The sequence below is a fragment of the Glycomyces sp. TRM65418 genome (assembly GCF_019710475.1).
GTDB lineage: Bacteria > Actinomycetota > Actinomycetes > Mycobacteriales > Micromonosporaceae > Glycomyces.
On record NZ_JAJFAX010000007.1, the window covers coordinates 22,731 to 45,999 of the forward strand.

Consider the following 23,269-nt stretch of genomic DNA (forward strand, 5'->3'; position numbering starts at 1 on the left):
TGCGGCGTTCTCACGAGCGTAGCGCCGATGGGTTACGAGAACATGAGAGCCGGGTAGCGGACCCCGGCGCGAGTCGGCGGGCGGGCGGGCCTGGAGCGGGGAGCGAGTCGCGTGCGGGAGGAGGCGGCAGCGGGCGCGCGGATCGGCGGGAACGTCGGCGCGGCCGGGGGAACGTGCCCGGTCGGTGCGACGGGCGCGTGCGGCGGTTCGGGGTTGACGGAGGCGCGGGTGCGGCGGTTCGCGGCGGATGCGTACAAATCGGGCATCGGCGGTCGCCCCCGATTCGATGATGCGCTCCGGGTACGACACGGCCTAGAGCGAAGATCCGGATCCGGCACGGCCTTGACCGGTGCCACGTGCATGCGGGTGCACCGGGCGTTCTCGCGCGCCCCCGGCTCGATCGCGCCCCGCGGGTCCGACAACTGAATGACGCATGGGGCAGATCCGTTGACACGGGAGCGTTCACCCGCCACAATTGCAGTACCTTAACGATCGTTAAGGGACGACGACCGGCAAGGAGGGCGGTGCGGTGGACTTCAGCGGGGACTACCCGGCCGAACGCACCCGGATCGAGCGCGGCGGCGCCGAGAAGTACCACCAGGCGGCGGCCGCCGCGGGCAAGTACCACGCCCGCGAGCGCATCCGCCGCCTGTGCGACCCGGACTCGTTCCGCGAGGACGCGCTCTGGGCCAACCCGGACCCGAGCCTGCCCGCCGACGGCGTCGTCGTCGGCACCGCCACCGTCCAGGGCCGCCCGATCCGGCTCGTCGCCAACGACTCCACCGTCAAGGCCGGGTCCTGGGGCGCCCGCACCGTGGAGAAGATCATCCGCACCGTCGAGGCCGCCCAGCTGGAGCAGCACCCGATCGTCTACCTCGTCGACTCCGCCGGGGCCCGCATCACCGACCAGGTGCAGCTGTTCCCCGGCCGCCGCGGCGCGGGCCGGATCTTCCACGAACAGGTCCGCGCCTCCGGCCGCATCCCGCAGGCCTGCGCCCTCTTCGGGCCCTCCGCCGCGGGCGGGGCCTACATCCCGGCGTTCTGCGACATCGTCACCATGGTCGACGGCAACGCCTCCATGTACCTCGGCAGCCCCCGCATGGTCGAGATGGTCACCGGCGAGAAGACCACCCTGGAGGACATGGGCGGCGCGCGGGTCCACTGCGAGCAGTCCGGCGTCGGGCACTTCCTGTGCCGCAACGAGGACGAGGCCATCGCCGCGGTCCGCCGCTGGCTCTCCTACCTGCCCTCGAACTGGACGCAGCCCGCGCCGGTGCGGGCGGCCCGTCCGCCGCTGCCCGTCGACCTCGCCTCGGTCATCCCGCCGAGCGAATCGGCCCAGTTCGACATGCACGACGTCATCGACGGCCTGGTCGACCGCGATTCGCTCCTCGAAGTCCAGGCCCGCTGGGCCGGGGAGCTCATCACCGCGTTCGCCCGGCTCGACGGGCGGCCCGTGGGCATCGTCGCCAACAACTCGGCGGTGCGCGGCGGCGTCCTGTTCTCCGACTCGGCCGACAAGGCCGCCCGCTTCGTGAACACCTGCGACGCGTTCAACGTGCCCCTGCTGTTCCTCGCCGACGTCCCCGGCTTCATGGTCGGCGCCGCCGTCGAGCACGGCGGCATCATCCGCCACGGCGCCAAGATGATCGCCGCCGTCGCCGAGGCCACCGTCCCCAAGGTCTGCGTCGTCGTCCGCAAGGCCTACGGCGCGGGCCTCTACGCCATGGCCGGGCCCGCCTTCGGGTCCGACGCCGTGCTCGCCCTGCCGAGCGCCCGCATCGCCGTCATGGGCGCCGAAGCGGCCGTGAACGCCGTGTACGCCAACAAGATCGCCGCGATCGAGGACCCCGCGATGCGGGAGCGCTTCGTCGCCGACAAGCGCGCCGAGTACGAGGCCGACGTCGACCTGCGCCGCCTCGCCGGCGAACTGGTCGTCGACGACATCGTCGAACCCGACGCGCTCCGCGATGACCTCATCGCCCGATACCGCCGGCTGACCCACAAGGACCGCCGGTTTTCCGACCGCAGACACCCGATCACACCGGTGTAGGAGGAGCAGCCATGAGACTCGACCTGGAGCAGACCGAGTTCGCCGCCGCCGTGCGCGCGTTCGCCCAAGAGCAGATCAGACCGGTCATCGGCGACTACTACGAGCGGGGCGAGTTCCCCGCCGACCTCGTCCGCGAGCTCGGCAAGCTCGGCGTCTTCGGCGTCACGCTCCCCGAGGAGTACGGCGGCAGCGGCATGGGCCTGTTCATGCTCGGCCTCGCCCTGGAGGAGATCGCCCGCGTGGACGCCTCCGTGGCCGTCACCGTCGAGGCCTCCGTGACCCTCGGCGCCGAGGGCCTCGCCCGCTACGGCACCGAGGAGCAGCGCCGCCGCTGGCTCCCGCGCCTCGCCGCCGGGGAGGGCCTGTGCGCGTTCGCGCTCACCGAGCCCGGCGGCGGCACCGACGCCGGGCACACCGACACCAAGGCCCGCCTCGAAGACGGCGAATGGGTCATCGACGGCGCCAAGTGCTTCATCACCAACGCCGGCACCGCGATGACCGACCTCATCGTCGCCACCGCCCAGACCGGGCCCGGCGAGATCTCCTGCATCGCCGTCGAGCCCGGGACGCCCGGCCTGGAGATCGGCCCCGAGTACTCCAAAGTGGGCTGGCGGGCCTCCGACACCCGCCCCGTGTACTTCGACGGCTGCCGCGTGCCCGAGGCCAACCTCATCGGCCAGCGCGGGCGCGGGTTCGTGCAGTTCCTCGAACTGCTCGACAGCGGCCGCGTCGCCATCGCCGCGCTGGCGACGGGCTCGGCGCAGGGGTGCGTGGACGAGGCGCTCGCGCACGCGAAGGAGCGCGAGGCGTTCGGGCGGCCGATCGGCGAGAACCAGTCGATCGCGTTCATGCTCGCCGACATGAAGCTGCGGGCGCACACCTCGCGCCTGACCTGGCAGGACGCGGCGTTGAAGGCCGATGCGGGGGAGCCGTTCGGGGCCGATGCGGCGCTGGCGAAGCTGCACGCCTCCCAGGCGGCGGTCGACAACGCGCGGGACGCGACGCAGATCTTCGGCGGGTACGGGTTCATGAACGAGACGCCGGTGGCGCGGGCGTGGCGGGACTGCAAGATCCTGGAGATCGGCGAGGGCACGAACGAGGTGCAGCGGATGGTCATCGCGCGTTCGATGGGGCTGTGACCGCTCGGACGGGCGCTGGGGCGGCAGTGCCGCCGGCGCCGTGCGCTCGCTTGAGGGGCGACGCCCCCTGACAGTTTTATCAAAACTTCAACTAAAACCCTTGAGTTTCGGTGTCCGGGCGTGACAAGCTCGGTGCTCCGGCGTCAGCGTTGCGGCCGCAGGCTCCGCAACCGCCCTGCCATGGCTCGCAGGCACCGCCATGGAGGAAGACGGCGCCGCATCCGAAGCGCAAGGAGCTCACCGATGACCGACACCAAGACCGGAACCGACCCGGCCGAGCGGGCACTCGTCAAGGGCGCCGCCTCGCGGCGCGGCGTGATGTGCGGCCTGGCCGGGCTCGGGGCCGCGGGCGCGCTCGCCGCGTGCGGCACCGCCGAGACCCCCGCCGGATCCGATGCCGACGCCACCGCGGGCGGCACCGACGCCTCCACCGGCGGCGGCGCCGAAGGCGGCGGGACCGCGATCGCGGCGACGACCGACGTCCCCGAGGGCGGCGGCATCGTCGTCGACGAGACCGTGATCGTCCAGCCGAGCGCGGACGAGTTCCTGGCGTTCTCGGCGGTCTGCCCGCATCAGGGCGCGATCGTGAGCGAGCCGGACGCCGACGGGAACATCGTCTGCCCTCGCCACCAGTCGACCTGGACGATCGACGGCGCGCTGGAGCAGGGCCCGGCCGAGGTCGATCTCGCCGAAGTGGACATCACGGTGGAGGACGGCCGGATCTTCCTGTCGTAAGTCGAGGACACGGCAGCGGCCGAGGAGCGGAGGCTCCTCGGCCGCTGCCGTCGTTCGCGTGGGACGGTGTCCGGATCAGGTCAGGGCGTCGGCCGCGGCCGGGTCCGAGTCGCGCAGGAACTGGGCGCAGCGGGCGGCCTCGTCGGCCTCCCCGATCGCCGCCGCGGCCCGCGAGAGCTGGTGCAGCGACTTGAGGAACCCGCGGTTCGGCTTGTGGTCCCAGGGGATCGGGCCGTGCCCCTTCCAGCCGCTGCGGCGCAGCTGGTCGAGACCGCGGTGGTAGCCGGTGCGCGCGAACGCGTACGCGGCGACGTCGTCGCCCGACTCCAGGGCGTTCTTCGCCAGCCGGGCCCAGGCGGCGCAGAACCACGGGAAGTGACGGACCGTGTCCTCGGGCGAGTGCTCGTCGAGGTACTTCCTGGCCTCGGTGTCCTCGGGCAGCATCGTCGCCGGAGGTTGGGACATGAGATTCTGCGGAGCCAATACGCTGTCCTCACTCTAGGGTCGAGTCGCGGTGAAAGCCGTCAGCGCCAAGCCTAACCCGGTGGTCGAGGCGTCCTCCACGGCCGGTTCGGCGTCGTCGTCCTCCTCGCCGTCGTCCTCGTCCTGCGGGGTCTTCGGGGCCGTGAGGTGCACCGCGAGCGCGCCGACGGCCGCGGCGAGGAACGAGGCGCACAGGACGCCGATCTTGCCCTCGTCCGTGAGCAGCTCGGCGTCGCCGCCGCCGAAGGCCAGTTCGGTGATGAACAGGGCGACGGTGAAGCCGATGCCGGCCACGAGCGCGATCGCGGCCAGGAGCGGCCAGGTCGTGCCCTTGGGCAGGCGGCCCCAGCCGAGCTTGACGACGAGCCAGGTGACGGCGGTGATGCCGACGACCTTGCCGACGACGAGGCCGAGGACGATGCCGAGCGTCACCGAGGAGGTGAGCGCGGTGGCGAACAGGTCGCCGGTGAGGGCCACGCCCGCGTTGGCCAGGGCGAACAGCGGGAGCACCACGAACGAGGAGAACTGGTGGTTGCGCTCCTGGAGCTGCTCGGTCGGGGGCACGGCGTCGCGGGCGAGCTTGACGAGCCGCTCGGTCTCGGCGGCCGTGAGGCCGCCCTTGGCCATCTCCTGCGCCTCCTCGTGGGCGTACTGCGGGTCGAGGAGCGGCTTGGCGGAGATGATGAGGCCCATGATGACGCCGGCGACGGTGGCGTGGACGCCCGATTCGAGCATGGCGACCCACAGGAGCACGCCGATGACGAGGTAGACCGGCGCGGACCAGACGTTGAGCAGTCGCAGGACGATCGCGATCGCGACGATCGCCCCGGCGGCGGCGAGCCAGGTGGTCGAGAGGTCCGCGGTGTAGAAGATCGCGATGACGGCGATCGCGCCGAGGTCGTCGACGATCGCGAGGGTGAGCAGGAAGATCCGCGCACCCGAGGGGATGCGGGAGCCGAACAGCGCGAGGATGCCGACCGCGAAGGCGATGTCCGTGGCCATCGGGATGCCCCAGCCGCCGGCGCCCTCGCCGCCGGCGTTGAAGGCCGTGTAGATGAGGGCCGGGATGAGCATCCCGCCGACGGCGCCCGCGATGGGCGGTATGGCGTTGCGCAGCCGCCGCAGCTCCCCCGAGACGATCTCGCTCTTGATCTCCACGCCCACGACGAAGAAGAAGATGGCCATGAGGCCGTCGTTGATCCAGTCCTTGAGCGTGTGGTGGAGCTCGAAGTCCCCGAACTGGAACGTGATGTCCAGGCCCCACACGCTCTCATAGGAGGCGGCCCACGGCGAGTTGGCCCACACCATCGCCACCACGGCGCAGATGACGAGGACGACCCCCGCCGCCGGCTCGATCTTGAGGAACTGCGCGGCGGGGCGTCCCACATACCGGGCGAGCGGCCGCCGCGAATAGAGGAACGCGGGCTCTGAGCGCCAGATCGGGGACTTCCAGGGTTCCTTCGACTGCGTCATGCGGGAGAGCCTATCTATGCGTCAGACAGCGGCGCGCTTTGTCGTCACTTCTCGTATGCCCGTGCCACAGTTTCCGTGTCGGTCTCCTGGTCGGGCTCCCACGCCTGCAGGCCCTTGAGGCCGGGGACGGACTCGCGCGTGAACACCGGGTCGAGGCCCGCGCGGCGCTGCTCGTCGTAGTCGCGCAGCACCTTGTAGGTCACGCCGCTCAGCGCGAGCACCGCGATGAGGTTGACGGTGGCCATGAGGCCCATGGTGACGTCGGCGAAGTTCCAGACGGTGCCGAGCGAGGCGACCGAGCCGACGAAGGCGAGCCCGACCACGACCGCGCGGAGCACGTAGATCAGATACGGCTTGTCGAACATGTACTTGATGCTCGACTCGCCGTAGTAGTAGTTGCCGATCAGCGACGTGAAGGTGAACAGCATCAGGATGAGCGCCATGACCTGCAGGGCCCAGCCGCCGAGGGCGGCGTCGACGCCGCGGGTGACGAGGTTGATCTCGTCGTCGCCGAACACCGGGTTCGTGGTGAGGATGATGAACGCGGAGATCGTGCAGATGAAGAGGGTGTCGAAGTAGACGCCGAACGCCTGGGTGAGGCCCTGCTTGACCGGGTGGGTGACCGACGCGGTGGCGCCGGCGTTGGGGGCCGAGCCCATGCCGGCCTCGTTGGAGAACATGCCGCGGCGCACGCCCATGAGGATGACGGTGCCGATGGTGGCGCCGGCGAACTCCTCGACGCCGAACGCCGAGGTGACGATGTCGCTGAGCGCGCCGGGGATCTCGCCGGCGTTGATGATGACGATGGCGGTGCCGATGAGCAGGTACACCAGGGCCATGATCGGGACGGCGAGCTGCGTGAAGTGGGCGATGCGCTTGAGGCCGCCGAAGATCACGGCGGCGGTGAGGGACGCCAGGACGAGGCCGATGACGATCGAGGTGCCGTCGCCCGTGGTGACGCCCATGCCGTCGAGGGAGTCGTTGACCGCGCCGGTGAAGGTGTTGGCCTGCACCATGTTGAAGCTGATCGGGTAGGTGAAGATGAGGATGATCGAGAAGACGACGCCCATCCACGGCAGTCCCATGCCGTGCCGCATGTAGTAGGCGGGCCCGCCCTTGAAGCCGCCCTCGGGGGTGCGCTCCTTGTAGACCTGCGCCAGGGTGGACTCGGCGAAGGCGGTGGCGGCGACGACGATGGCCATGAGCCACATCCAGAAGACCGCGCCGGGGCCGCCGAGGGCGATGGCCGTGGAGACGCCGACGATGTTGCCGGTGCCCACGCGGGCCGCCGACGAGATCGCGAACGCCTGGAACGCGGAGATGTTCTTCGTGCCGTCGGGCAGGCTGCCGGGGTCCTCGCGCAGACCGCGGAACATCTGGCCCAGGAGCCGGAACTGCACGCCCCGGGTGAGGACGAGGTAGACCAGGCTGGTGAGGACGATCAGGGGGATGATGCCCCACGTCCAGAACTGGTCGTTCACCGTCAACGTCTGCTGGAGGAGGTCGTCCATCCGGGCTCCTTCGATCGGGCGTGCAGGCTCGTGGCCTGAACCTAACGGGCGGAAGGGGTGCTCGCTGCGGATTGGGGGCGGAGGCAGCCCGCTGAAGGTATCGGAGCGGATCGGGGCAAGGCAAGCGAAGCGGGCAGTCGTGACCGTTTCGTCACCGAAGCGCGACTAGCGCGCGACAGGGCCGGGCGCCCGGAGAGCCGGGAAGGGCCGAGCCCGGCTCAGGCGGCGTCCTGGCAGTCGGGGCACCGGCCGCGGTAGGTGATCGCGGCGCGGGTGACGGCGAAGCCGTGGCGCTCGTCGCCGGGGAGCCACTCGATCGGGTCGCCGACGGCGTGGACGTCCTTCATGAGGCCGCAGCCCTCGCAGATGAGGTGGTGGTGCGCGTGGTCGGCGTTGGGGTCGTAGCGCTTCGAGCGCCCGTCGAAGGCCAGCTCGAGGACCTCGCCGAGGGCGACCATCTCGTTGAGGGTGTTGTAGACCGTGGCGCGCGAGAGCTCGGGCATGCGCTCGCAGGCGCGCTCGAGGATCTCGTCGGCGGTGAAGTGCACGTGGGAACCCTCGAGGGTCTCGGCGATGACGCGTCGCTGAGGCGTGATGCGCCAGTTGTGGCGCCGTAGTCGGGTAACGAGGTCGCTCATGCTGTTCTCTCACACGGTCGGGGAGTGAAATACCACTCTAGCAGGCGAAACAGTGTGGTACCACTTACTCGGGACTGGTTCTTTGTTTAGACATAGTCTAAGCTAGGATCGTATCTAAGTACCAGCGAAGTCATACGAGGTTCCGCGAGCGGCCGCGCCGCGGGAACCGGTGAAACGCTAGAGAGGGCCAATCCATGAGCGAGCAGTTCGACAACACTGCTGGGCCGCTGACCACCGAGTCCGGCGCGCCGATCTCCAACAACAACCAGAGCGAGGCCGCCGGTGTCGGCGGGCCGGTGCTCGTCCAGGACCAGGTGCTGCTGGAGAAGCTGGCGCACTTCAACCGCGAGCGCATCCCCGAGCGCGTCGTCCACGCGCGCGGCGCGGGCGCCTACGGCACCTTCACCGTGACCGCCGACGTCACCAAGTACACGAAGGCCAAGTTCCTGTCCCAGGTCGGCAAGGAGACCGAGACCTTCCTGCGCTTCTCCACGGTGGCCGGCAACCTCGGCTCCGCCGACGCGGTGCGCGACCCCCGCGGCTTCGCGCTGAAGTTCTACACCGAAGAGGGCAACTACGACCTGGTCGGCAACAACACCCCGGTGTTCTTCATCCGGGACGCGATCAAGTTCCCCGACTTCATCCACACCCAGAAGCGCGACCCGTACACCGGTTCGCAGGAGGCGGACAACGTCTGGGACTTCTGGAGCCTCTCGCCCGAGTCGGTCCACCAGGTGACCTGGCTGTTCGGCGACCGCGGCATCCCCGCCTCCTACCGCCACATGGACGGTTTCGGCTCCCACACCTACCAGTGGGTCAACGAGGCCGGCGAGCAGTTCTGGGTCAAGTACCACTTCAAGACCGACCAGGGCATCAAGAACCTCACCCAGGACGAGGCCAACCGGATCGCCGGCGAGGACCCCGACTCCCACCAGCGGGACCTGCGCGAGGCCATCGAGCGCGGCGACTACCCGTCCTGGACCGTGCAGGTGCAGATCATGCCAGCCGCCGAGGCCGCGACCTACCGGTACAACCCGTTCGACCTGACGAAGGTCTGGCTCAACGGCGACTACCCGCGCATCACCATCGGCAAGCTGGAGCTCAACCGGAACCCGGACAACGTCTTCGCCGAGGTCGAGCAGTCGATCTTCTCCCCCGCGCACTTCGTGCCGGGCATCGGCCCGAGCCCCGACAAGATGCTCCAGGGCCGCCTGTTCGCCTACGGCGACGCGCACCGCTACCGCGTCGGCATCAACGCCGACCACCTGCCGGTCAACCGCCCGCACGCCACCGTGGCGCGCAACGGCAACCGCGACGGCCTCGGTTACGACGGCCGCCACGGCCGCCAGAAGAACTACGAGCCGAACTCCTTCGGCGGCCCGTACGAGACCGGCCAGCCCCTATGGGGCCCGGTCCAGGTCAGCGGCGTCACCGGCGAGTGGGAGACCCCGAAGCACGCCGAGGACGACGACTTCGTGCAGGCCGGGAAGCTCTACAACCTCATGAGCGAGGACGAGAAGGACCGCCTGATCGCGAACCTGGCCGGCTTCATCGCCAAGGTCAGCCGCGAGGACATCATCGAGCGCGCCATCGGGAACTTCGCGAAGGCCGACGAAAACTACGGAAAGCGGCTCGCCGTGGCCGTCGCGGAACTGCGACGCTGAAGCCGCCGCTTTCCGGAGCAGGCAGCGCAGCGGCCGTCACGGCGCTGCGCTGGCAAGACGCCGAGAGCCGCGGGCGGGAATAGCCGCCAGGCCCGCGACTTTTCGACAACGACCCGGTCCGACCCCCTGTCGGAAGCGCCGGACCGGGTCCGACCGCCCGGTCGGGGCCTTGGGAAGGGCACCCCGACCGGGCGTTCCGCGTACGAGAGCGGCCCGGCGGGGGAACCCGCCGGGCCGCTCTCGGCCATGCCGCCCCCGGATCGCTACTCCTCCAGGACCCGCCCGCACTCGCCGCATTCCGGCGGCTTCTGGCGCGGCACCTCCACGAACTCCTCGGCCACGATCCACAGCTTCCAGCGGTCCTCGCCCTCGCGGATCACCGTGATCGAGGTGATGTCGTCCCGGCTGGGCCGCTCCAGGCCCCACAGGATGTCCAACGGCGCCTTGTGCTTCGCGAGCTTCACCTCGCGGCCCTTCAAGTAGTAGCCCGCCCGCGAGTACACCAGCTGCGTCTGCTCCCCGTGCTCCTTCGGCACCGGTTCGCGGCTGCGCCCGTTGAGGAACGAGTGGTACTCGGTGTGCAGCTGCCGGGCGATCTGCTGCAACGGCACCGACGAATAGGCCTTGACCCACCGGTTCGCCGGCTGGTTCTTCCACTTGGTCAGACGCGAGGAGATCTCCGCGTACGAGATCTTCTCCCCCTTCGCGCGCCACTCGCGCTGGAACACCGACAGCGACCAGTTGTACACGGCCCGAACCGCTTCGAGCGTCTCCTCCAGGTTCCGCCGCTGCTGGTCATCGGGGTCGAACGTATACTCGTACCCGCGTTTCACCAAGTGGGTCATAGGCTTCGTCATGTCCATGACCTGTTGATACCAGACGATTACGCACCGACACGTGTTCCTCACCTCATCGGCGTGTCCACTGGCCGTGCGGCAAGTAATTTGGCGTCGTGCCCTTCGACCTCGACCCCGGCCTGTTCGCCCTGCTCATCGTCGCGGCGATCTTCGCCGGCTGGATCGACGCGGTCGTGGGCGGGGGCGGCCTCGTCCAACTCCCCGCCCTCCTGGTGGCCTTTCCCACAGCGCCGCCGGCGCTGATGCTGGGCACCAACAAGATGGCGTCGGTGTGCGGCACGACCGTCTCGGCTTTCACGTACGCCCGGAAGATCCCCCTCGAACACCGGTTGCTGTGGCCCACGGTCGGGCTCGCGCTCCTGGGCTCGGGCGCCGGAGCGGTCGCGGCGCTCACGGTCGCCGCGAGCGCCTTGAAGCCCATCATCATCGCCGTGCTCCTGGCGGTCCTGGTGCTCGTCATCACCCGGCCGCGGCTCGGGCTCGTACCGCAGCCGAAGCTGCGCACCCCGCTGCGCGGCGCGGCGCTCATGGTCGCCGCGGGCGTGGGCGTCGCCTTCTACGACGGGATGATCGGGCCCGGCACGGGCATCTTCCTGTCGATCGCGTTCACCGCGATCATCGGCTTCGACTACATCACCGCCGCGGCCCACACGAAGGTCGTCAACGCCGCCACCAACCTCGGCAGCCTCGTCGTCTTCGCGCTCCAGGGCAACGTGTGGTGGGTCCTCGGCCTCACGATGGGCCTGGGCTGCATGCTCGGGGCCTGGTTCGGGGCGCGCACGGCCATGGCCCGCGGCTCGGGCTTCGTCCGGCTCGTCCTGGTGATCGTCGTCCTCGCGCTCCTGGCCCGGCTGAGCTGGGACGTCTGGAACACCTCGCGGGCCTGAGGACCGCTGGCGAGGAGCAGGCGGGCAGGGCGCGGAGGCCCACGGCCCGGCCCGGGACGATCGCCAGGACGCCGACGAGGATGCGGCCGAGCAGCACGATCGCGGTCGCGCCCAGGCCCGGTGGCGTCTGGCGGCGGCCCGGGACGCGCGGCCACAGTGCCGCCGCTCCCCGGTGCGGCTTCACCGATCCCCACGAGCGGTCGTTCGCCCCCGGCGTCACCGGCGGGCCGGACCGCGCCGCGGGATTCCCTCGGAGGCGCTCGTCCCGCTAGGCTCAGGGCATGACCGGCAACGACATTCCCTCGACGGTGGAGCGCCTCCGCGCCCATTTCGCGACCGGACGGACCAAGCCGCTGCCGTGGCGGCTCGAGCAGCTCAAGGGCCTCGACCTGATGCTGCGGGAGGCCGGCGGCGAACTCGCGGACGCCCTTCGCGAGGACCTGGGCAAGGCCGCACCGGAGTCGTTCCTCAGCGAGATCGACTTCGTGGCCGCCGAGGTGCGGGCCCTGCGCAAGCACCTGCGGTCCTGGATGCGGCCCAAGCGGGTCTACACGCCGCCGCACCTGCAGCCGGCGAAGGCGTACGTGCTGCGGGAGCCGCTCGGCGTGGTCACGGTGATCGGGCCGTTCAACTATCCGGTGCAGCTGCTGCTCGCACCGCTGGCCGGGGCGCTGGCCTGCGGGAACGCGGTCGTGGTGAAGCCGAGCGAGGCGGCGAACACGACGGCGGTCGTGCTGGAGCGGCTCATCGGCGAGTACCTCGACCCGGACGCGGTGGCGGTCGTGCAGGGCGGGCCCGCGGCGACCGAGGCGCTGCTGGCCGAGCGGGTCGACCACATCTTCTTCACGGGTTCGCAGCGGGTGGGGCGGATCGTCGCGAAGGCGGCGGCCGAGCACCTGACGCCGGTGACGCTCGAACTGGGCGGGAAGAGCCCGGCCATCGTGGAGCCGGGCGTGGACCTGGCGGTGGCGGCGCGGCGGATCGCCTGGGGGAAGTTCATGAACGCGGGCCAGACCTGCATCGCCCCCGACTACGTGCTCGCCGTCGACGGCGTGGGCCCGGAGCTGGAGCGGCACCTGGCCGAGGCGGTCCGGGAGATGTACGGGCACGCGCCGGCCGACAGCCCGGACTACGCGCGGATCATCGACGAGCGGTCCTTCGACCGGCTCGTGCGGTTCCTCGCCGAGGGCCGCCTGGTGTGCGGCGGCGGGCACAACCGGGCCGAGCGCTACATCGCGCCGACGGTGATCGCGGACGTCTCGCCGAAGGACGCGGTGATGGGCGAGGAGGTCTTCGGGCCGATCCTGCCGATCCTCGCGGTCGACTCCCTCGACGACGCGATCGCGCACGTGAACGCGGGCGAGAAGCCCTTGGCGCTGTACGCGTTCACGAACTCGGACCTGACGCGGCGGAAGCTCTTGACGCGCACCGCGTCGGGCGCGGTGGGCTTCAACGCGCCGATGGCGCACATCGACGTGCCGGGCCTGCCGTTCGGCGGCGTGGGGCGCTCGGGGATGGGCGCCTACCACGGGAAGTCGTCGATCGAGACGTTCAGCCACGCGAAGTCGGTGCTGGACAAGCCGCTCGCGCCGGACACGATGAAGGTGGCGTACCCGCCGTTCACGGCGTTCAAGGAGCAGGTGCTGCGGCGGCTGCGCTAGTTCCCGCAGCGCGTCGGACCGCGGCCGCCAGGCGGCGGCTCAGCCGCCCGCCGCGAGGTGGGCGTTGATCCGGCCGAGCAGTGCGAAGAGCTGCTCGCGCTCCCCGGGGCCGAGGGGCGCCATGACGCGCTCGTTGACGCCCTCGAGGATCGCGTCGAGTTCGGCGAGCCGCTCCGCGCCCGCTTCGGTGATGGTGATGACGTTGCGGCGTTTGTCGGCCGGGTCGGGGGCGCGCCGGATCCAGCCGCCGTCGGCGAGCTCGTTGAGGACGGCCACGAGGTCGCTGCGGTAGACGCGCGTGCGGTCGGACAGCTGCGCCTGGCTCGCGGGGCCGAACTCGGCGAGCGCGGCGAGCACCACGAAGTGGTCCTTGCTGGCGCCGATCGCGCCCATGGCCTCGTTCGCGATCTTGCGGATCTGCGCGCTCGTCATGCCCATGAGGCGCGAGAGCTGGCGTTTGAGACGCTCAGGGGTCGCTCCGTCCGGGCCTCGGCCGGCGGTGTCGAACCGCAGTTCGGCGTTGGATTCCATGCGGACAGCCTACCCCTTGCGTTAGTGTCACTAACGATGTATGGTCGTTAGGAGAACAAACATTAGATGATCTAACGAATAAAGGAGCGCCCCGTGCTCAACGAGACGACCGTCCGAGCCCTGTCCGACCGCATCGAACTCGCCGACCTCGTCGCCCGCCACAGCCTGTGGATCGACGAGGCCCGGTGGGACGAGACCGACCGCATCTTCACCGAAGACGTCGCCGTCGCCTCCCCCCGCGGACAGGCCCGCGGCTTCGAGGAGCTCCTCGCCCTCGTCCGCAAAGGGCACGACCAGTTCGCGACGACCCTGCACTGCAAGTCGAACCTCGTCATCGAGGTCGACGGCGACACCGCCGCCGTGCGGGCCCACGAGATCGCCGTCTTCGTCGTGGACGAGCGGACCGAGGCGATCGCGGCCGGGATCGCCCGCTACACGGCCCGCCGCACCGAGGGCGGCTGGCGGTTCTCGAGCCTCGACATCACCCCCGTCGCCCTCACCGAGGGCATCGAACGGGCCCCGATCCCCAATCCCCGGACGAAAGGCACCACGTCATGAAACGCGTCGACCTGCTCGACTCCCACATGTCCTATGTCGACGAAGGCGCGGGCGAGGGCACCGTCGTGCTCCTGCACGGCAACCCGACCTCCTCGCACATCTGGCGGCACGTCGTCCCGCGCCTCGCCGGCGCCGCGCGGGTGGTCGCGCCCGACCTCATCGGGATGGGCGAGTCCGGCAAGCCCGACATCGACTACTCCTTCGCCGACCAGGCCGCGTACCTGGAGGCGTTCCTGGCCGCGATCGGGGTCGAGCGCCCCGTCCTGGTCGGCTACGACTGGGGCGGCTCACTCGCCTTGGACTGGGCCGCAAGGCATCCTGGCCGGGCGCGGGGCCTGGTCCTCATGGAGACGTTCCTGCGCCCGATGACCTGGGCCGAGTTCCCGACCGGGGCGACCGAGTTCTTCCGGACGCTGCGCACGCCCGGAGCGGGCGAGCAGATGGCCTTGGCGGAGAACTGGTTCATCGAGCACGCGCTGCGCGCCACCAATCCCGGCATCGCGGACGAGGACCTGGCGGCCTACCGCAAGCCCTTCCCCGATCCGGATGCGCGTCGCCCGCTGCTGGCCTGGCCCCGGCAGATCCCGCTCGCCGAAGCGGGCGGCCCGTTCGAGCCCGCGGCCGTGGCCGAGCGCTTCGAGGCTTACGCCGCGTGGGCGGCGGCCACCCCGGAGGTCCCGAAGCTGCTGCTCACCGGGAGCCCGCACGCGCTCGGCTCACCCGCGATGACCGCGTGGGCGAAGGAGCACGTCGCGGGCCTGGAAGTGGCGAGCATCGGCGAGGAGGTCGGCCACCACGCGCCGGAGGACGCCCCCGAGGCGATCGCCGAAGCGGTCCTGGGGCTGCTCGCACGGCTGCCGTGACCGCCGGTCGCGGCGGCACGAAAAACGGGCCCTGACCGGTGGTGAAACCGGTCAGGGCCCATACCCCTCGAAGACAAGCTTGGGGAAAGCGTACCAAACGACTTGCGCGCGCTAGATCCGGGCAGGGCAGCACGAATACGCAACGCTCCCAGGCGGAACACGGGCACGAATATCAGCCTTCAGTCCATAGAGGATTCCGATGTCGCACGGCACGCGACCGGGTCCCGCCACGGGCGGCAGGGCCGGTTCGCCGCGGTCGCCGCGGGGCTTCGGCCCCGAGCGAACGCGACGACCGGGTCGCGGTCGACGGAACCGAGACCCGCTGCGGCCCTAGAGGTACCGCCAGCAGACGGTGTAGGCGTGGTCGGGGAAGTCGTCGCTCCTCCAGGTGCTCCAGCCGTCGTCGCCGCACCACCAGCCGGCGTCGTATTCGTCGGTGCGGCCGGTGACGTACACGTTCGCGCCGTCGCAGTCGCTGAAGGCGTAGTCGGCGTCGCCGCCGTCGGGGTCGCCGGTCATCGACATGCAGTTGTCCAGCTCGGCGTATCCGATGTCGTCGGGGTAGATCATCGACAGGCACAGCACCACGTCCAGGTAGGACTCGGAGGCGGTGAAGGCGTACCAGTGGTTGAAGTACGTCGATTCGGCGCACGCCTCGGCGTCGGACTCGCCCTCCAGGCGTTCGAGCACCTCGAACGCGCCGGTCCGGCAGTCGATGAAGTACCACGCGTCCCCGTCCGGCCGCCCGTAGACGCACTCGCCGACGTCGGCGTGGTAGATCTCGCCGTGGGTGTGCAGGTAGCTCAGGCACAGCACCAGGTCGCCCGAGGACGAGGAGACGCTGGTGCTCACGTCGTCGACGCCGTCGCACGAGTCGAGGTCGGTGGTGCCGTGGAAGACCTCCACGACCTCGAAGGAGCCGTCTTCGCACGAGGACGGTTCGAGGTCGGCGGTGTCCTCGTCGCCGTAGTCCCAGAAGCAGTCGCCGACCGCCGCGTCGTCGACCGGGTCGGCGGGCGCCCCGGTCGGGTCGTCGGCCCAGTCGGCGTCCGCGTCGTAGGCGTCCTCCGATTCGGTGTCGTACGCAGGGGTCTCGCCGTCCGAGCCGATCGTCGGGTCGCCGCCGCCGCCGTCCAGACCGGGCAGGATGACGATGCCGGCGAGGACGACCGCGGCGATCGTGGCGAGCGCCTTGTAGAGCGCCGACCGGTCGGGCTTCGGCGCCGGAGGCGGCGGGCCGCCGGGGGCGACGCCCGGTCCACCCGGCGGCGCGGGCGAGGACGGGTCCGAGCCGCCGGGCGGGGTGGTGCTGTACGAGCCGGGCGGCGGGGTCGGCCCGTACGCGAAGGTGGTCGCGTCCGCGCCGGTGACCTCCTCGGCGGCGACGAAGCCGGGCCCGAACATGAACGCGGTCCGGTCGGGCCGCACCCGGGTGTCCCATCCGTGCCGCCGCGCGAGGTCGGCGACCTCGGCGCGCCGGCGTTCGTCCAGGGCGGCGACACCGGGCGGCCACGGGCCCGCGAGCGGTTCGCCGACGCGGGCGAGGAGCTCGGGGGCGGTGACGCGTTCCTCGGGGTCTTTGCGCATGCACGGCCCGACGAGCGCGCGCAGGCCTTCCGGGAGGCCGCTGAGGTCCGGGTCGCGGTGGACGACGCCGCTCATGATCGCGAAGAGCGTGTCGGCCTCGAAGGGGTTCGCGCCGGTGGCCGCGGTGATCACGGTGGTGCCCAGGGAGAACAGGTCGGTGGCCGGCCCGAGCGGGCGCTTGGTGATCTGCTCGGGGGACATGAACGCGGGCGCGCCGATGAGAGCGCCGGTCTCGGTGACGGTGGTGGCGCTGCCGCTCGCGCCGGGGACGCGGGCGATCCCGAAGTCGATGACCCGCACCCCGTCCTCGGTGAGGATCACATTGGACGGTTTGAGGTCGCGGTGGACGACGCCGTACCCGTGGATCTCCGCCAGTGCGGCGACGAGGCCGTGCATGAGGCGGCGTGCGGCGGCCTCGTCCAAGGGGCCGTTCGCGTCGACGGCCTCGGCGAGGGTGGGGCCGTGGAAGAACTCGGAGGCGAGCCACGGCTCGGGGGCGTGCTCGTCGGAGGCGACCACGGCCGCGGTCCAGGGGCTGGCGGCGACCTCGCGGGAGGTGAGCACCTCGCGGCGGAACCGGAAGCGGAACCGGTCGTCGTGGAGCAGGTGGGCGCGCATGACCTTGAGTGCGACGAGTCGCCCGTCGTCGGCGGCGGCGAGGAGGACGCGGCCCATCCCGCCCTCGCCCAGTTCGGCGAGGACCCGGTAGGGCCCGATCTGGCGCGGCTCGTCGTCGCGAAGCGGCTTCATGCGGCGGCTCCCGGTGTCGGGTGGATCCAATGCGACGCGACAGTAGGGCCCGCCGTCACAACTCCGTCATGATCGGCGGCACCGCCGTCCCGACCGGGTCATCGCCCGCTTCGCCGTCGGCGGTCCGAGCGGCGCCGCCGGCGCGGGCTCACGCGGGTCCGGCGCTTCGGGTCCGTCCGAGGAGCGCCGGGCGGCGGGGGCGGTCTCCGCCGCCACCGGTGCGCCCGCGGCGGCTCGGGTGCCGCCGTACGGTCCGAGCTCGCCGTCCGCGCGGAGCCGCGCCGGAGGGCTGCGGTTCGTCACCGCCCTGATCCCCGACGGGATCGCCTCGGTCGGCGCCGTCACCGGGAAGTCGTGCCGCTGGCAGCGGGCGCGTTCGGCGAGCCAGCCGGCCATGGCGCGGACGCCGAGACCAATGGCGTCCTCGTCGGGTTCGAAGGCCCCGCAGTGCGGGTAGGCGGTGGTGATGTCGGCTCCGGGCTCGCGGACGCCGAGGGAGGTCCAGGTGCCGGGGACGTGGTCGAGGAACAGCGCGAAGCCCTCGCCGCCGAAGGGGATCGCGTCGGGGCCGACGGCGCGGTGCAGGCGCCGTTCGAGGGCGCGGGCCTGGTCCTCGTCGACGATCACGGCGGGGAACGGGTCGTTCGGGAAGCGCACGGCCGCTTCGCCGTACGACTCGGCGAGCCGCTCGATCGCGTACTGGGGGAGGCCTTGAGCGGCCGGCGCGGCGCGCGCGGGGCCTCGGCGGCGACGAGGGCCGCCGCCGCACCGCCGACCATGAAGCGCCTGGTGAGTGCGGGGGCGCTGATCGTCTTGCGGCGCATGGGGCTCCTCCATCGTCGGCGGCGGGGCCGCGGGTTCCTGACACCGTTCAGCCTGCTGCGATCCGCACCTCGAAGCAGTCATGCCCACCCCCGGACCGCCCTCGCGCCGTGACCCAGAACATAGGCGGGTCCTGTCATGGAACCGGGAGCCGTCCCGTTCAAAGGGCGCCATCGAACCAGAGAGGCACGCGATCATGAAGCACCGCATCACCGTCCTCGGCGCCGGATACGCGGGCGGCTACACCGCCGGATACCTCGCCCGCCACCTGCACCCCGACGACGTCCAGATCACCGTCGTCAACGCCGAACCCGACTTCGTCGAACGGCTCCGGCTCCACCAGGTCGCCGCCGGACAGGAACTGCGCCGCCGCCCGCTCGCGGACATGTTCGCCGGCGCCGGCGTCCAACTGCGGGTCGCGCGCGTCGACATGGTCGACCCGGACCACCGCACGGTCACCGCGACCGGCGGCGGGGGCGTCGACCGGCTCGAGTACGACACGCTCGTCTACGCGCTCGGCAGCGCGGTCGACGACCACGGGGCGCCCGGCGTGGTCGAACACGCCCACCACGTCACCACCCGGCCCGCGGCGATGCGCCTGCGCGAGCATCTCGACGCGCTGGGCGGCACCGGGAAGGTCCTGGTCGTCGGCGGCAACCTGACCGCGATCGAGGCCGCCACCGAGCTCGCCGAATCCCGGCCCGGACTCCAGGTCGCCCTCGCCACCCGAGGCGAGCTCGGCGGCTGGCTCGGCCCCAAGGCCCGACGCCACCTCCGGCAGGCCTTCGACCGGTTCGGCATCGCGATCCACGAGCACGCCGCCGTCACCGAGGTCGCCGCGAACGGCGCGATCGCCGAGAACGGCACCGCCTTCACCGCCGACGCCACCGTGTGGGCGGCCGGCTTCGCCGTCCACCCGATCGCCGCCGCCAGCGGCCTCGCGGTCGAACCCAACGGCCAGGTCACCGTCGACCGCCGGATGCGCTCGGTCTCCCACCCGGAGGTCTACGCCGTCGGCGACGCCGCGTTCGTCGTCGGCGAGAACGGGAAGCCGCTGCCGATGTCGTGCGCCTCAGCGGGGGCCACCTCGATGCAGGCGGTCGCCTCGGTCATCGGCGACCTCACCGGCCGCTCGCCCAAGCAGACCGGCCTCTCGTACGTCGGCAACCACATCAGCCTCGGACGGAACGACGCGATCTTCCAACTGGTCGACGGCGACGCGCGGTCGAAGCCCGGGGCCCTGCTCGGCCCTCCGGCCGCCCGCGTCAAGGGCGCCATCCTGAGGACGTCCGCCTGGAGCATGGGCCACCCGACGTTCGGCATGCCGGCCCGCAGGCGCCGCGTGGCGACCGCCGCCGACCACACCCGGAAGGCGGTCAACGCCTAGAGTGGCCCTCATGGACGCCGCCGCCTTGGAGCGCTTCGAGGCCGACCGGTCCCGGTTGGCCTCGCTGGCGTACCGCCTGCTCGGCTCGGCGGCCGACGCCGAGGACGTCGTCCAAGACGCGTTCCTGCGCTGGCAGGCCGCCGACCGGGAGCGGGTCGAGGTGCCGGAGGCGTGGCTGACGAAGGTCGTCACGAACCTGGCGCTGGACCGGCTCCGTTCGGCGAAGGTGCGGCGCGAGCGCACGGTCGGCACCTGGCTGCCCGAGCCGCTGCTCGACGGCGACCCGATGCTGGGCCCCGCCGAGACCGCGGAACAACGCGAATCGGTGACGCTCGCCGTGCTGACGCTCCTGGAGCGGCTGCCGCCGATCGAACGGGCCGTCTACGTCCTGCGGGAGGCGTTCTCCCACAGCCACGCCGAGATCGCCGAGATCCTCGACATCAGCGAAGCGGCGAGCCAGCAGCACGCCCACCGGGCGCGGCGGCATGTGGCCGCCGCCCGCAACGTCAACGAGATCGACGACAAGGCCGCGCGGGCGATCGTGGAGGCGTTCGTCGAGGCCGCCGCCTCAGGCCGCACCGAACGGCTCGTGGCCCTGCTCACCAGCGACGCGACCGCGATCTCGGACGGCGCCGGACTGGTCGAGCACCTGATCCGGCTGTCGGCGCCCGAGCGGATCGCCGCGGCCGTACGCGCCGCGTTCAAACCGACCCCGGCGAAGCGGAAACTGGCCGGCGGCACGCCGTCGATCCACGCCGGCGTCGTCAACGGCTGCCCCGCGGTGCTCGCCGTGCTCGACGATCAAGTCGTCGGGACCGCGGTCCTCGAAGTCCGCGACGGCAAGGTCGCCAGCGTGCGCGGCATGGCGTCGCCGAAGCGCCTCGGCCGCCTCACCGAGGAGTGGCGTCGGCGCGACCACGACGCCCCGATCATCGAATCCTGGTGACCGACGCTCCATCGAGCACCCACGAACGGCCGCACCCACGACCGGCCCCCCCCCCGACCGGCGTCCGCCGCGGCACCGCCTCGCCCCTTGCCTTCAGGAGCCTGCACGAGCGATGCCGCAACCGTTCCCGCCGTCCCGGTACCTCATCGTCCACCCGGCCCTCACGAGGCAGTGGGAACGGGCCTCGCTCGAGGAGACCGGCCGAGCGAACCCATAAAGGACTCGCGACTTCTACCCGCGCAGGGGAGGCCCCTCCCCCGCGCGAGGGAGGCGACCGCCCTGGCGCCGCCGCCAAGATGGAGCCAATGCGGGCACACCGGACCGCCGACCTCCACCGTCCACTGTGATCCAACTACCTTCACCAGTAGGAGCCCCATCGTGCGCCAACCCCGCGTCGTCGTCATCGGAGCCGGTTTCGCCGGATTCCACGCCGCCCGCATGCTGTCCCCCTCGACACCGCCGACCCCGAACTCCCCGCCCTGCCACCGCGAGAACCGGCCGCGAAGTAACCCGGGCCACTCCCCCGCACGTTCACCCAAGGATCACCACCGAGCCGGACAGGAGACCGCCCGGTCCGCCGGCGCGGACGTGAACTCGCCCATGGCCCGACTCGGATGGCGTTGCGGCCACGCCGCCGCGCTCAGCCGACTCCAGATCATTCCGGGCATCCCCGCAGCCGCGCGTTCACGCCCGAGAATCCGGAATTTCACCTCGATGGCGCGGACGCGCCTGCACCCGAGCGGAGACGCCACCGGCCACGTCCTCCCGCGCTCCCGAGCCGGAGGTGATGCGGCCTCAACCCCAGGACGAAACACCATCCTTCCGGAGGCGACGCCTTCATCCTTGAAACGACTGACTTGACCGTTTCATTACCGTACTCGGAGACGCCCGGACCACTACAGGACCGGAGCCGAGTCAATCGGCACCGAATCCAGTCGGTCACGGCCGAACGAGAAACATCCCCGCCTTCCAGCGTTTGTGCTGACAGACGGGGATTTTTTACAGGCTATGAAGGTGGCCAGGGCCGGGGTCGAACCGGCGACCTTCCGCTTTTCAGGCGGACGCTCGTACCAACTGAGCTACCTGGCCGAGATGCGCATCGTGCCCGCATCGCAGTGAACACTGTACAGGACCCCCGACGCCCGCTCCATGCGGTATTCCTACGAACGTGACGCCGACCCCTGCCGCCCGCCACGCAGGCCCTCGGCGGCACTTCACGAGCGCAGCAAGGACGAACCCAAGAGCCGCAATCGCATTCAGAGGGCCGGTCCCGGGCGTCGGCAAGCGCGGGTAGCGTACAGGGCACTCAACCCCCGAGGAGGTTTCTGTGACCCGACTCGCTGCCAGGCCCCCCATGGGCTGGAATTCATGGGATGTGTTCGGCACTTCGGTGACCGAGGCCGAGACGCGGGCGAACGCGGACTTCATCGCCGAGCACATGGCCGAATACGGCTGGGAGTACGTCGTCGTCGACATCCAGTGGTACGACCCCGCGGCCCGCGCGGGCGGCTACAACACCGGAGCCAAGCTGGCCCTCGACGAATACGGCCGGCCCCAACCGGCCCCGAACCGCTTCCCCTCCGCGGCGGGCGGCGCGGGCTTCAAGCCGCTGGCCGACTATGTGCACTCCCTGGGCCTGAAGTTCGGCCTCCACATCCTTCGGGGCGTGCCGCGCCAAGCGGTCGCGGCGGACACCCCGATCCAGGGCAGCGAGTACTCGGCGGCACAGATCCCCGACCGGGAGCGGCTCTCCTCGTGGATCGACGACAACTGGGGCATCGACCACTCCCACCCCGGCGGACAGGCCTACTACGACTCGCTCGTGCGCCAATTCGCCGAGTGGGGCGTGGACTACATCAAGGCCGACGACATGATCGCCCCGTATTGGGAGGACGAGGTCGAAGCGTTCTGGCATGCGGTCGAGCGCGTGGACCGCGACATCGTGCTCAGTCTCTCGCCCGGGATGAGCGTGTCGACGGAGCACGCCGAACATCTGCAACAGCACTCGCACATGTGGCGGATCTCGGCCGACCTTTGGGACCGGTGGCGCGACATCGACGTCCAGTTCGACCTGCTGCGCGACTGGGTCCCGTTCGGGGGCCCGGGACACTGGCCCGACGCCGACATGCTCCCACTGGGGCACATCGGCATCCGCGCAGAAGTCGGCGAGCCTCGGGAGAGCCTTCTGACGCCCGACGAGCAGCGCACGATGCTCACCTTGTGGTGCATCGCGAGGTCCCCGCTCATGGTCGGGGCCGATCTGCCCAGCTCGAGCACTGAAACGATCGAACTGCTCACCAACCCCGAAGTGCTGGCGGCCCAGCGTCATACCGCCGGAGCCCGGGAAGTCTGGCGCGAGGGTCGGCACGTGGCCTGGGCCTCGGAGGACGGCGCCTTCGCGGCGGTCTTCAATCGGAGCGCCGAGGCCGCCGAGCTGCGGCTGCCCTGGTCGGTGCTCGGTGTGGACCGGCCCGAGCGGCTTCGCGACTGCTGGGACCGCTCGGATGTCACGCCGGAGGATCTGCTTCGGGTGAAGCTTCAGCCGCACAGTTCGGCGCTGTTCCGTCTTTCCTGAGGGGGTACATGCCGAAAGCCGGCCGAGGGCCGGGATGCTGCGATGCGGGCGGTCGGGCTGGTGTGCCCGACCGCCCGCGTGTTCCGCGGAAGGCATGGTCCTGCGGGGACCGCGCGCGGGCGGCTTCCCGCGCGCGGTCTCGGTATGGC

Annotated in this window: 19 protein-coding genes and 1 tRNA gene; 11 read left to right on the forward strand and 9 right to left on the reverse strand. The window is 71.1% G+C overall.

Annotation, left to right across the window (positions count from 1 at the left end):
• The first annotated feature begins 529 nt into the window (after positions 1-529).
• The 3 genes from K3N28_RS16015 (at position 530) to K3N28_RS16025 (ending at position 3,927) form a co-directional block, all read left to right on the forward strand.
• Positions 530-2,053, forward strand: a complete 1,524-nt coding sequence (locus K3N28_RS16015; RefSeq protein WP_228093552.1) for an acyl-CoA carboxylase subunit beta — start codon at positions 530-532, stop codon at positions 2,051-2,053.
• Positions 2,054-2,064: 11 nt separating this feature from the next.
• Positions 2,065-3,192 (forward strand): acyl-CoA dehydrogenase family protein, encoded by a 1,128-nt coding sequence (locus K3N28_RS16020; protein ID WP_228093553.1) that lies wholly within the window; start codon positions 2,065-2,067, stop codon positions 3,190-3,192.
• Between the two features lie 243 nt (positions 3,193-3,435).
• Positions 3,436-3,927, forward strand: coding sequence for a Rieske (2Fe-2S) protein (locus tag K3N28_RS16025; protein WP_228093554.1), 492 nt, complete (start codon positions 3,436-3,438; stop codon positions 3,925-3,927).
• A gap of 75 nt (positions 3,928-4,002) precedes the next feature.
• On the opposite strand, the gene K3N28_RS16030 is transcribed toward K3N28_RS16025, so the two are convergent.
• From K3N28_RS16030 to K3N28_RS16045, 4 genes are all read right to left on the reverse strand, one after another.
• Entirely contained in the window at positions 4,003-4,392 is a 390-nt protein-coding gene (locus tag K3N28_RS16030; protein WP_228093555.1) for a DUF3151 domain-containing protein, read from the reverse strand.
• 33 nt (positions 4,393-4,425) lie between these two features.
• Positions 4,426-5,883 carry a Na+/H+ antiporter NhaA gene (nhaA, locus tag K3N28_RS16035; protein ID WP_228093556.1) on the reverse strand — a complete coding sequence of 486 codons (1,458 nt, stop codon included), beginning with the start codon at positions 5,881-5,883 and terminating at the stop codon, positions 4,426-4,428.
• A 44-nt stretch (positions 5,884-5,927) separates the two neighbouring features.
• Positions 5,928-7,394 carry a sodium:alanine symporter family protein gene (locus K3N28_RS16040; RefSeq protein WP_228093557.1) on the reverse strand — a complete coding sequence of 489 codons (1,467 nt, stop codon included), beginning with the start codon at positions 7,392-7,394 and terminating at the stop codon, positions 5,928-5,930.
• Between the two features lie 218 nt (positions 7,395-7,612).
• Positions 7,613-8,032: a Fur family transcriptional regulator gene (locus K3N28_RS16045; RefSeq protein WP_228093558.1), complete on the reverse strand. Its 420-nt coding sequence runs from the start codon at positions 8,030-8,032 to the stop codon at positions 7,613-7,615.
• 194 nt (positions 8,033-8,226) lie between these two features.
• Here K3N28_RS16045 and K3N28_RS16050 point away from each other — a divergent pair, with 194 nt between their 5' ends.
• The gene (locus tag K3N28_RS16050; RefSeq protein ID WP_228093559.1) at positions 8,227-9,696 is read left to right on the forward strand and encodes a catalase; all 1,470 of its coding nucleotides are present in this window, start codon (positions 8,227-8,229) and stop codon (positions 9,694-9,696) included.
• 263 nt (positions 9,697-9,959) lie between these two features.
• Here the strand turns inward: K3N28_RS16050 and K3N28_RS16055 are convergent, their stop codons facing one another.
• Positions 9,960-10,559 (reverse strand): helix-turn-helix domain-containing protein, encoded by a 600-nt coding sequence (locus K3N28_RS16055; protein ID WP_228093560.1) that lies wholly within the window; start codon positions 10,557-10,559, stop codon positions 9,960-9,962.
• An 89-nt stretch (positions 10,560-10,648) separates the two neighbouring features.
• On the opposite strand from K3N28_RS16055, the gene K3N28_RS16060 reads away from it, so the two are divergent.
• Together K3N28_RS16060 and K3N28_RS16065 are read left to right on the forward strand one after the other, a co-directional pair.
• Positions 10,649-11,440, forward strand: a complete 792-nt coding sequence (locus tag K3N28_RS16060; protein ID WP_228093561.1) for a TSUP family transporter — start codon at positions 10,649-10,651, stop codon at positions 11,438-11,440.
• A 281-nt stretch (positions 11,441-11,721) separates the two neighbouring features.
• Complete coding sequence (locus tag K3N28_RS16065) at positions 11,722-13,101, forward strand: aldehyde dehydrogenase family protein (protein ID WP_228093562.1); 1,380 nt, start codon at positions 11,722-11,724, stop codon at positions 13,099-13,101.
• Between the two features lie 39 nt (positions 13,102-13,140).
• Here the strand turns inward: K3N28_RS16065 and K3N28_RS16070 are convergent, their stop codons facing one another.
• The gene (locus K3N28_RS16070; RefSeq protein WP_228093563.1) at positions 13,141-13,632 is read right to left on the reverse strand and encodes a MarR family winged helix-turn-helix transcriptional regulator; all 492 of its coding nucleotides are present in this window, start codon (positions 13,630-13,632) and stop codon (positions 13,141-13,143) included.
• Between the two features lie 93 nt (positions 13,633-13,725).
• Between K3N28_RS16070 and K3N28_RS16075 the strand changes: the two genes are divergently transcribed.
• Both K3N28_RS16075 and K3N28_RS16080 read left to right on the forward strand, forming a co-directional pair.
• Positions 13,726-14,190: a nuclear transport factor 2 family protein gene (locus K3N28_RS16075; RefSeq protein ID WP_228093564.1), complete on the forward strand. Its 465-nt coding sequence runs from the start codon at positions 13,726-13,728 to the stop codon at positions 14,188-14,190.
• The gene (locus K3N28_RS16080) at positions 14,187-15,053 is read left to right on the forward strand and encodes a haloalkane dehalogenase (RefSeq protein ID WP_228093565.1); all 867 of its coding nucleotides are present in this window, start codon (positions 14,187-14,189) and stop codon (positions 15,051-15,053) included. Before K3N28_RS16075 ends, K3N28_RS16080 begins: the two co-directional genes overlap by 4 nt.
• A 330-nt stretch (positions 15,054-15,383) precedes the next feature.
• Here the strand turns inward: K3N28_RS16080 and K3N28_RS16085 are convergent, their stop codons facing one another.
• Positions 15,384-17,390, reverse strand: coding sequence for a serine/threonine-protein kinase (locus tag K3N28_RS16085; RefSeq protein WP_228093566.1), 2,007 nt, complete (start codon positions 17,388-17,390; stop codon positions 15,384-15,386).
• 66 nt (positions 17,391-17,456) lie between these two features.
• Positions 17,457-18,047: a hypothetical protein gene (locus tag K3N28_RS16090; protein ID WP_228093567.1), complete on the reverse strand. Its 591-nt coding sequence runs from the start codon at positions 18,045-18,047 to the stop codon at positions 17,457-17,459.
• A 361-nt stretch (positions 18,048-18,408) separates the two neighbouring features.
• On the opposite strand from K3N28_RS16090, the gene K3N28_RS16095 reads away from it, so the two are divergent.
• Both K3N28_RS16095 and sigJ read left to right on the forward strand, forming a co-directional pair.
• A complete protein-coding gene (locus K3N28_RS16095; protein WP_228093568.1) occupies positions 18,409-19,599 on the forward strand; it encodes an NAD(P)/FAD-dependent oxidoreductase in 1,191 nt (396 codons plus the stop codon).
• A 10-nt stretch (positions 19,600-19,609) separates the two neighbouring features.
• A complete protein-coding gene (sigJ, locus tag K3N28_RS16100) occupies positions 19,610-20,545 on the forward strand; it encodes an RNA polymerase sigma factor SigJ (protein ID WP_228093569.1) in 936 nt (311 codons plus the stop codon).
• A gap of 1,015 nt (positions 20,546-21,560) precedes the next feature.
• Here the strand turns inward: sigJ and K3N28_RS16105 are convergent.
• Positions 21,561-21,634, reverse strand: a tRNA-Phe gene (locus K3N28_RS16105).
• Between the two features lie 265 nt (positions 21,635-21,899).
• Here K3N28_RS16105 and K3N28_RS16110 point away from each other — a divergent pair.
• The gene (locus K3N28_RS16110; protein ID WP_228093945.1) at positions 21,900-23,120 is read left to right on the forward strand and encodes a glycoside hydrolase family 27 protein; all 1,221 of its coding nucleotides are present in this window, start codon (positions 21,900-21,902) and stop codon (positions 23,118-23,120) included.
• Positions 23,121-23,269: the final 149 nt, after the last annotated feature.

Bases quoted from the DNA above. Each gene is read 5' to 3' on its own strand.
- K3N28_RS16020 (WP_228093553.1), top strand. From the start codon at position 2,065: ATGAGACTCGACCTGGAGCAGACCGAGTTCGCCGCCGCCGTGCGCGCG.
- K3N28_RS16025 (WP_228093554.1), top strand. From the start codon at position 3,436: ATGACCGACACCAAGACCGGAACCGACCCGGCCGAGCGGGCACTCGTC.
- K3N28_RS16030 (WP_228093555.1), bottom strand. From the start codon at position 4,392: ATGTCCCAACCTCCGGCGACGATGCTGCCCGAGGACACCGAGGCCAGG.
- nhaA (WP_228093556.1), bottom strand. From the start codon at position 5,883: ATGACGCAGTCGAAGGAACCCTGGAAGTCCCCGATCTGGCGCTCAGAG.
- K3N28_RS16040 (WP_228093557.1), bottom strand. From the start codon at position 7,394: ATGGACGACCTCCTCCAGCAGACGTTGACGGTGAACGACCAGTTCTGG.
- K3N28_RS16045 (WP_228093558.1), bottom strand. From the start codon at position 8,032: ATGAGCGACCTCGTTACCCGACTACGGCGCCACAACTGGCGCATCACG.
- K3N28_RS16050 (WP_228093559.1), top strand. From the start codon at position 8,227: ATGAGCGAGCAGTTCGACAACACTGCTGGGCCGCTGACCACCGAGTCC.
- K3N28_RS16055 (WP_228093560.1), bottom strand. From the start codon at position 10,559: ATGGACATGACGAAGCCTATGACCCACTTGGTGAAACGCGGGTACGAG.
- K3N28_RS16065 (WP_228093562.1), top strand. From the start codon at position 11,722: ATGACCGGCAACGACATTCCCTCGACGGTGGAGCGCCTCCGCGCCCAT.
- K3N28_RS16070 (WP_228093563.1), bottom strand. From the start codon at position 13,632: ATGGAATCCAACGCCGAACTGCGGTTCGACACCGCCGGCCGAGGCCCG.
- K3N28_RS16080 (WP_228093565.1), top strand. From the start codon at position 14,187: ATGAAACGCGTCGACCTGCTCGACTCCCACATGTCCTATGTCGACGAA.
- K3N28_RS16085 (WP_228093566.1), bottom strand. From the start codon at position 17,390: ATGAAGCCGCTTCGCGACGACGAGCCGCGCCAGATCGGGCCCTACCGG.
- K3N28_RS16095 (WP_228093568.1), top strand. From the start codon at position 18,409: ATGAAGCACCGCATCACCGTCCTCGGCGCCGGATACGCGGGCGGCTAC.
- sigJ (WP_228093569.1), top strand. From the start codon at position 19,610: ATGGACGCCGCCGCCTTGGAGCGCTTCGAGGCCGACCGGTCCCGGTTG.
- K3N28_RS16110 (WP_228093945.1), top strand. From the start codon at position 21,900: ATGGGCTGGAATTCATGGGATGTGTTCGGCACTTCGGTGACCGAGGCC.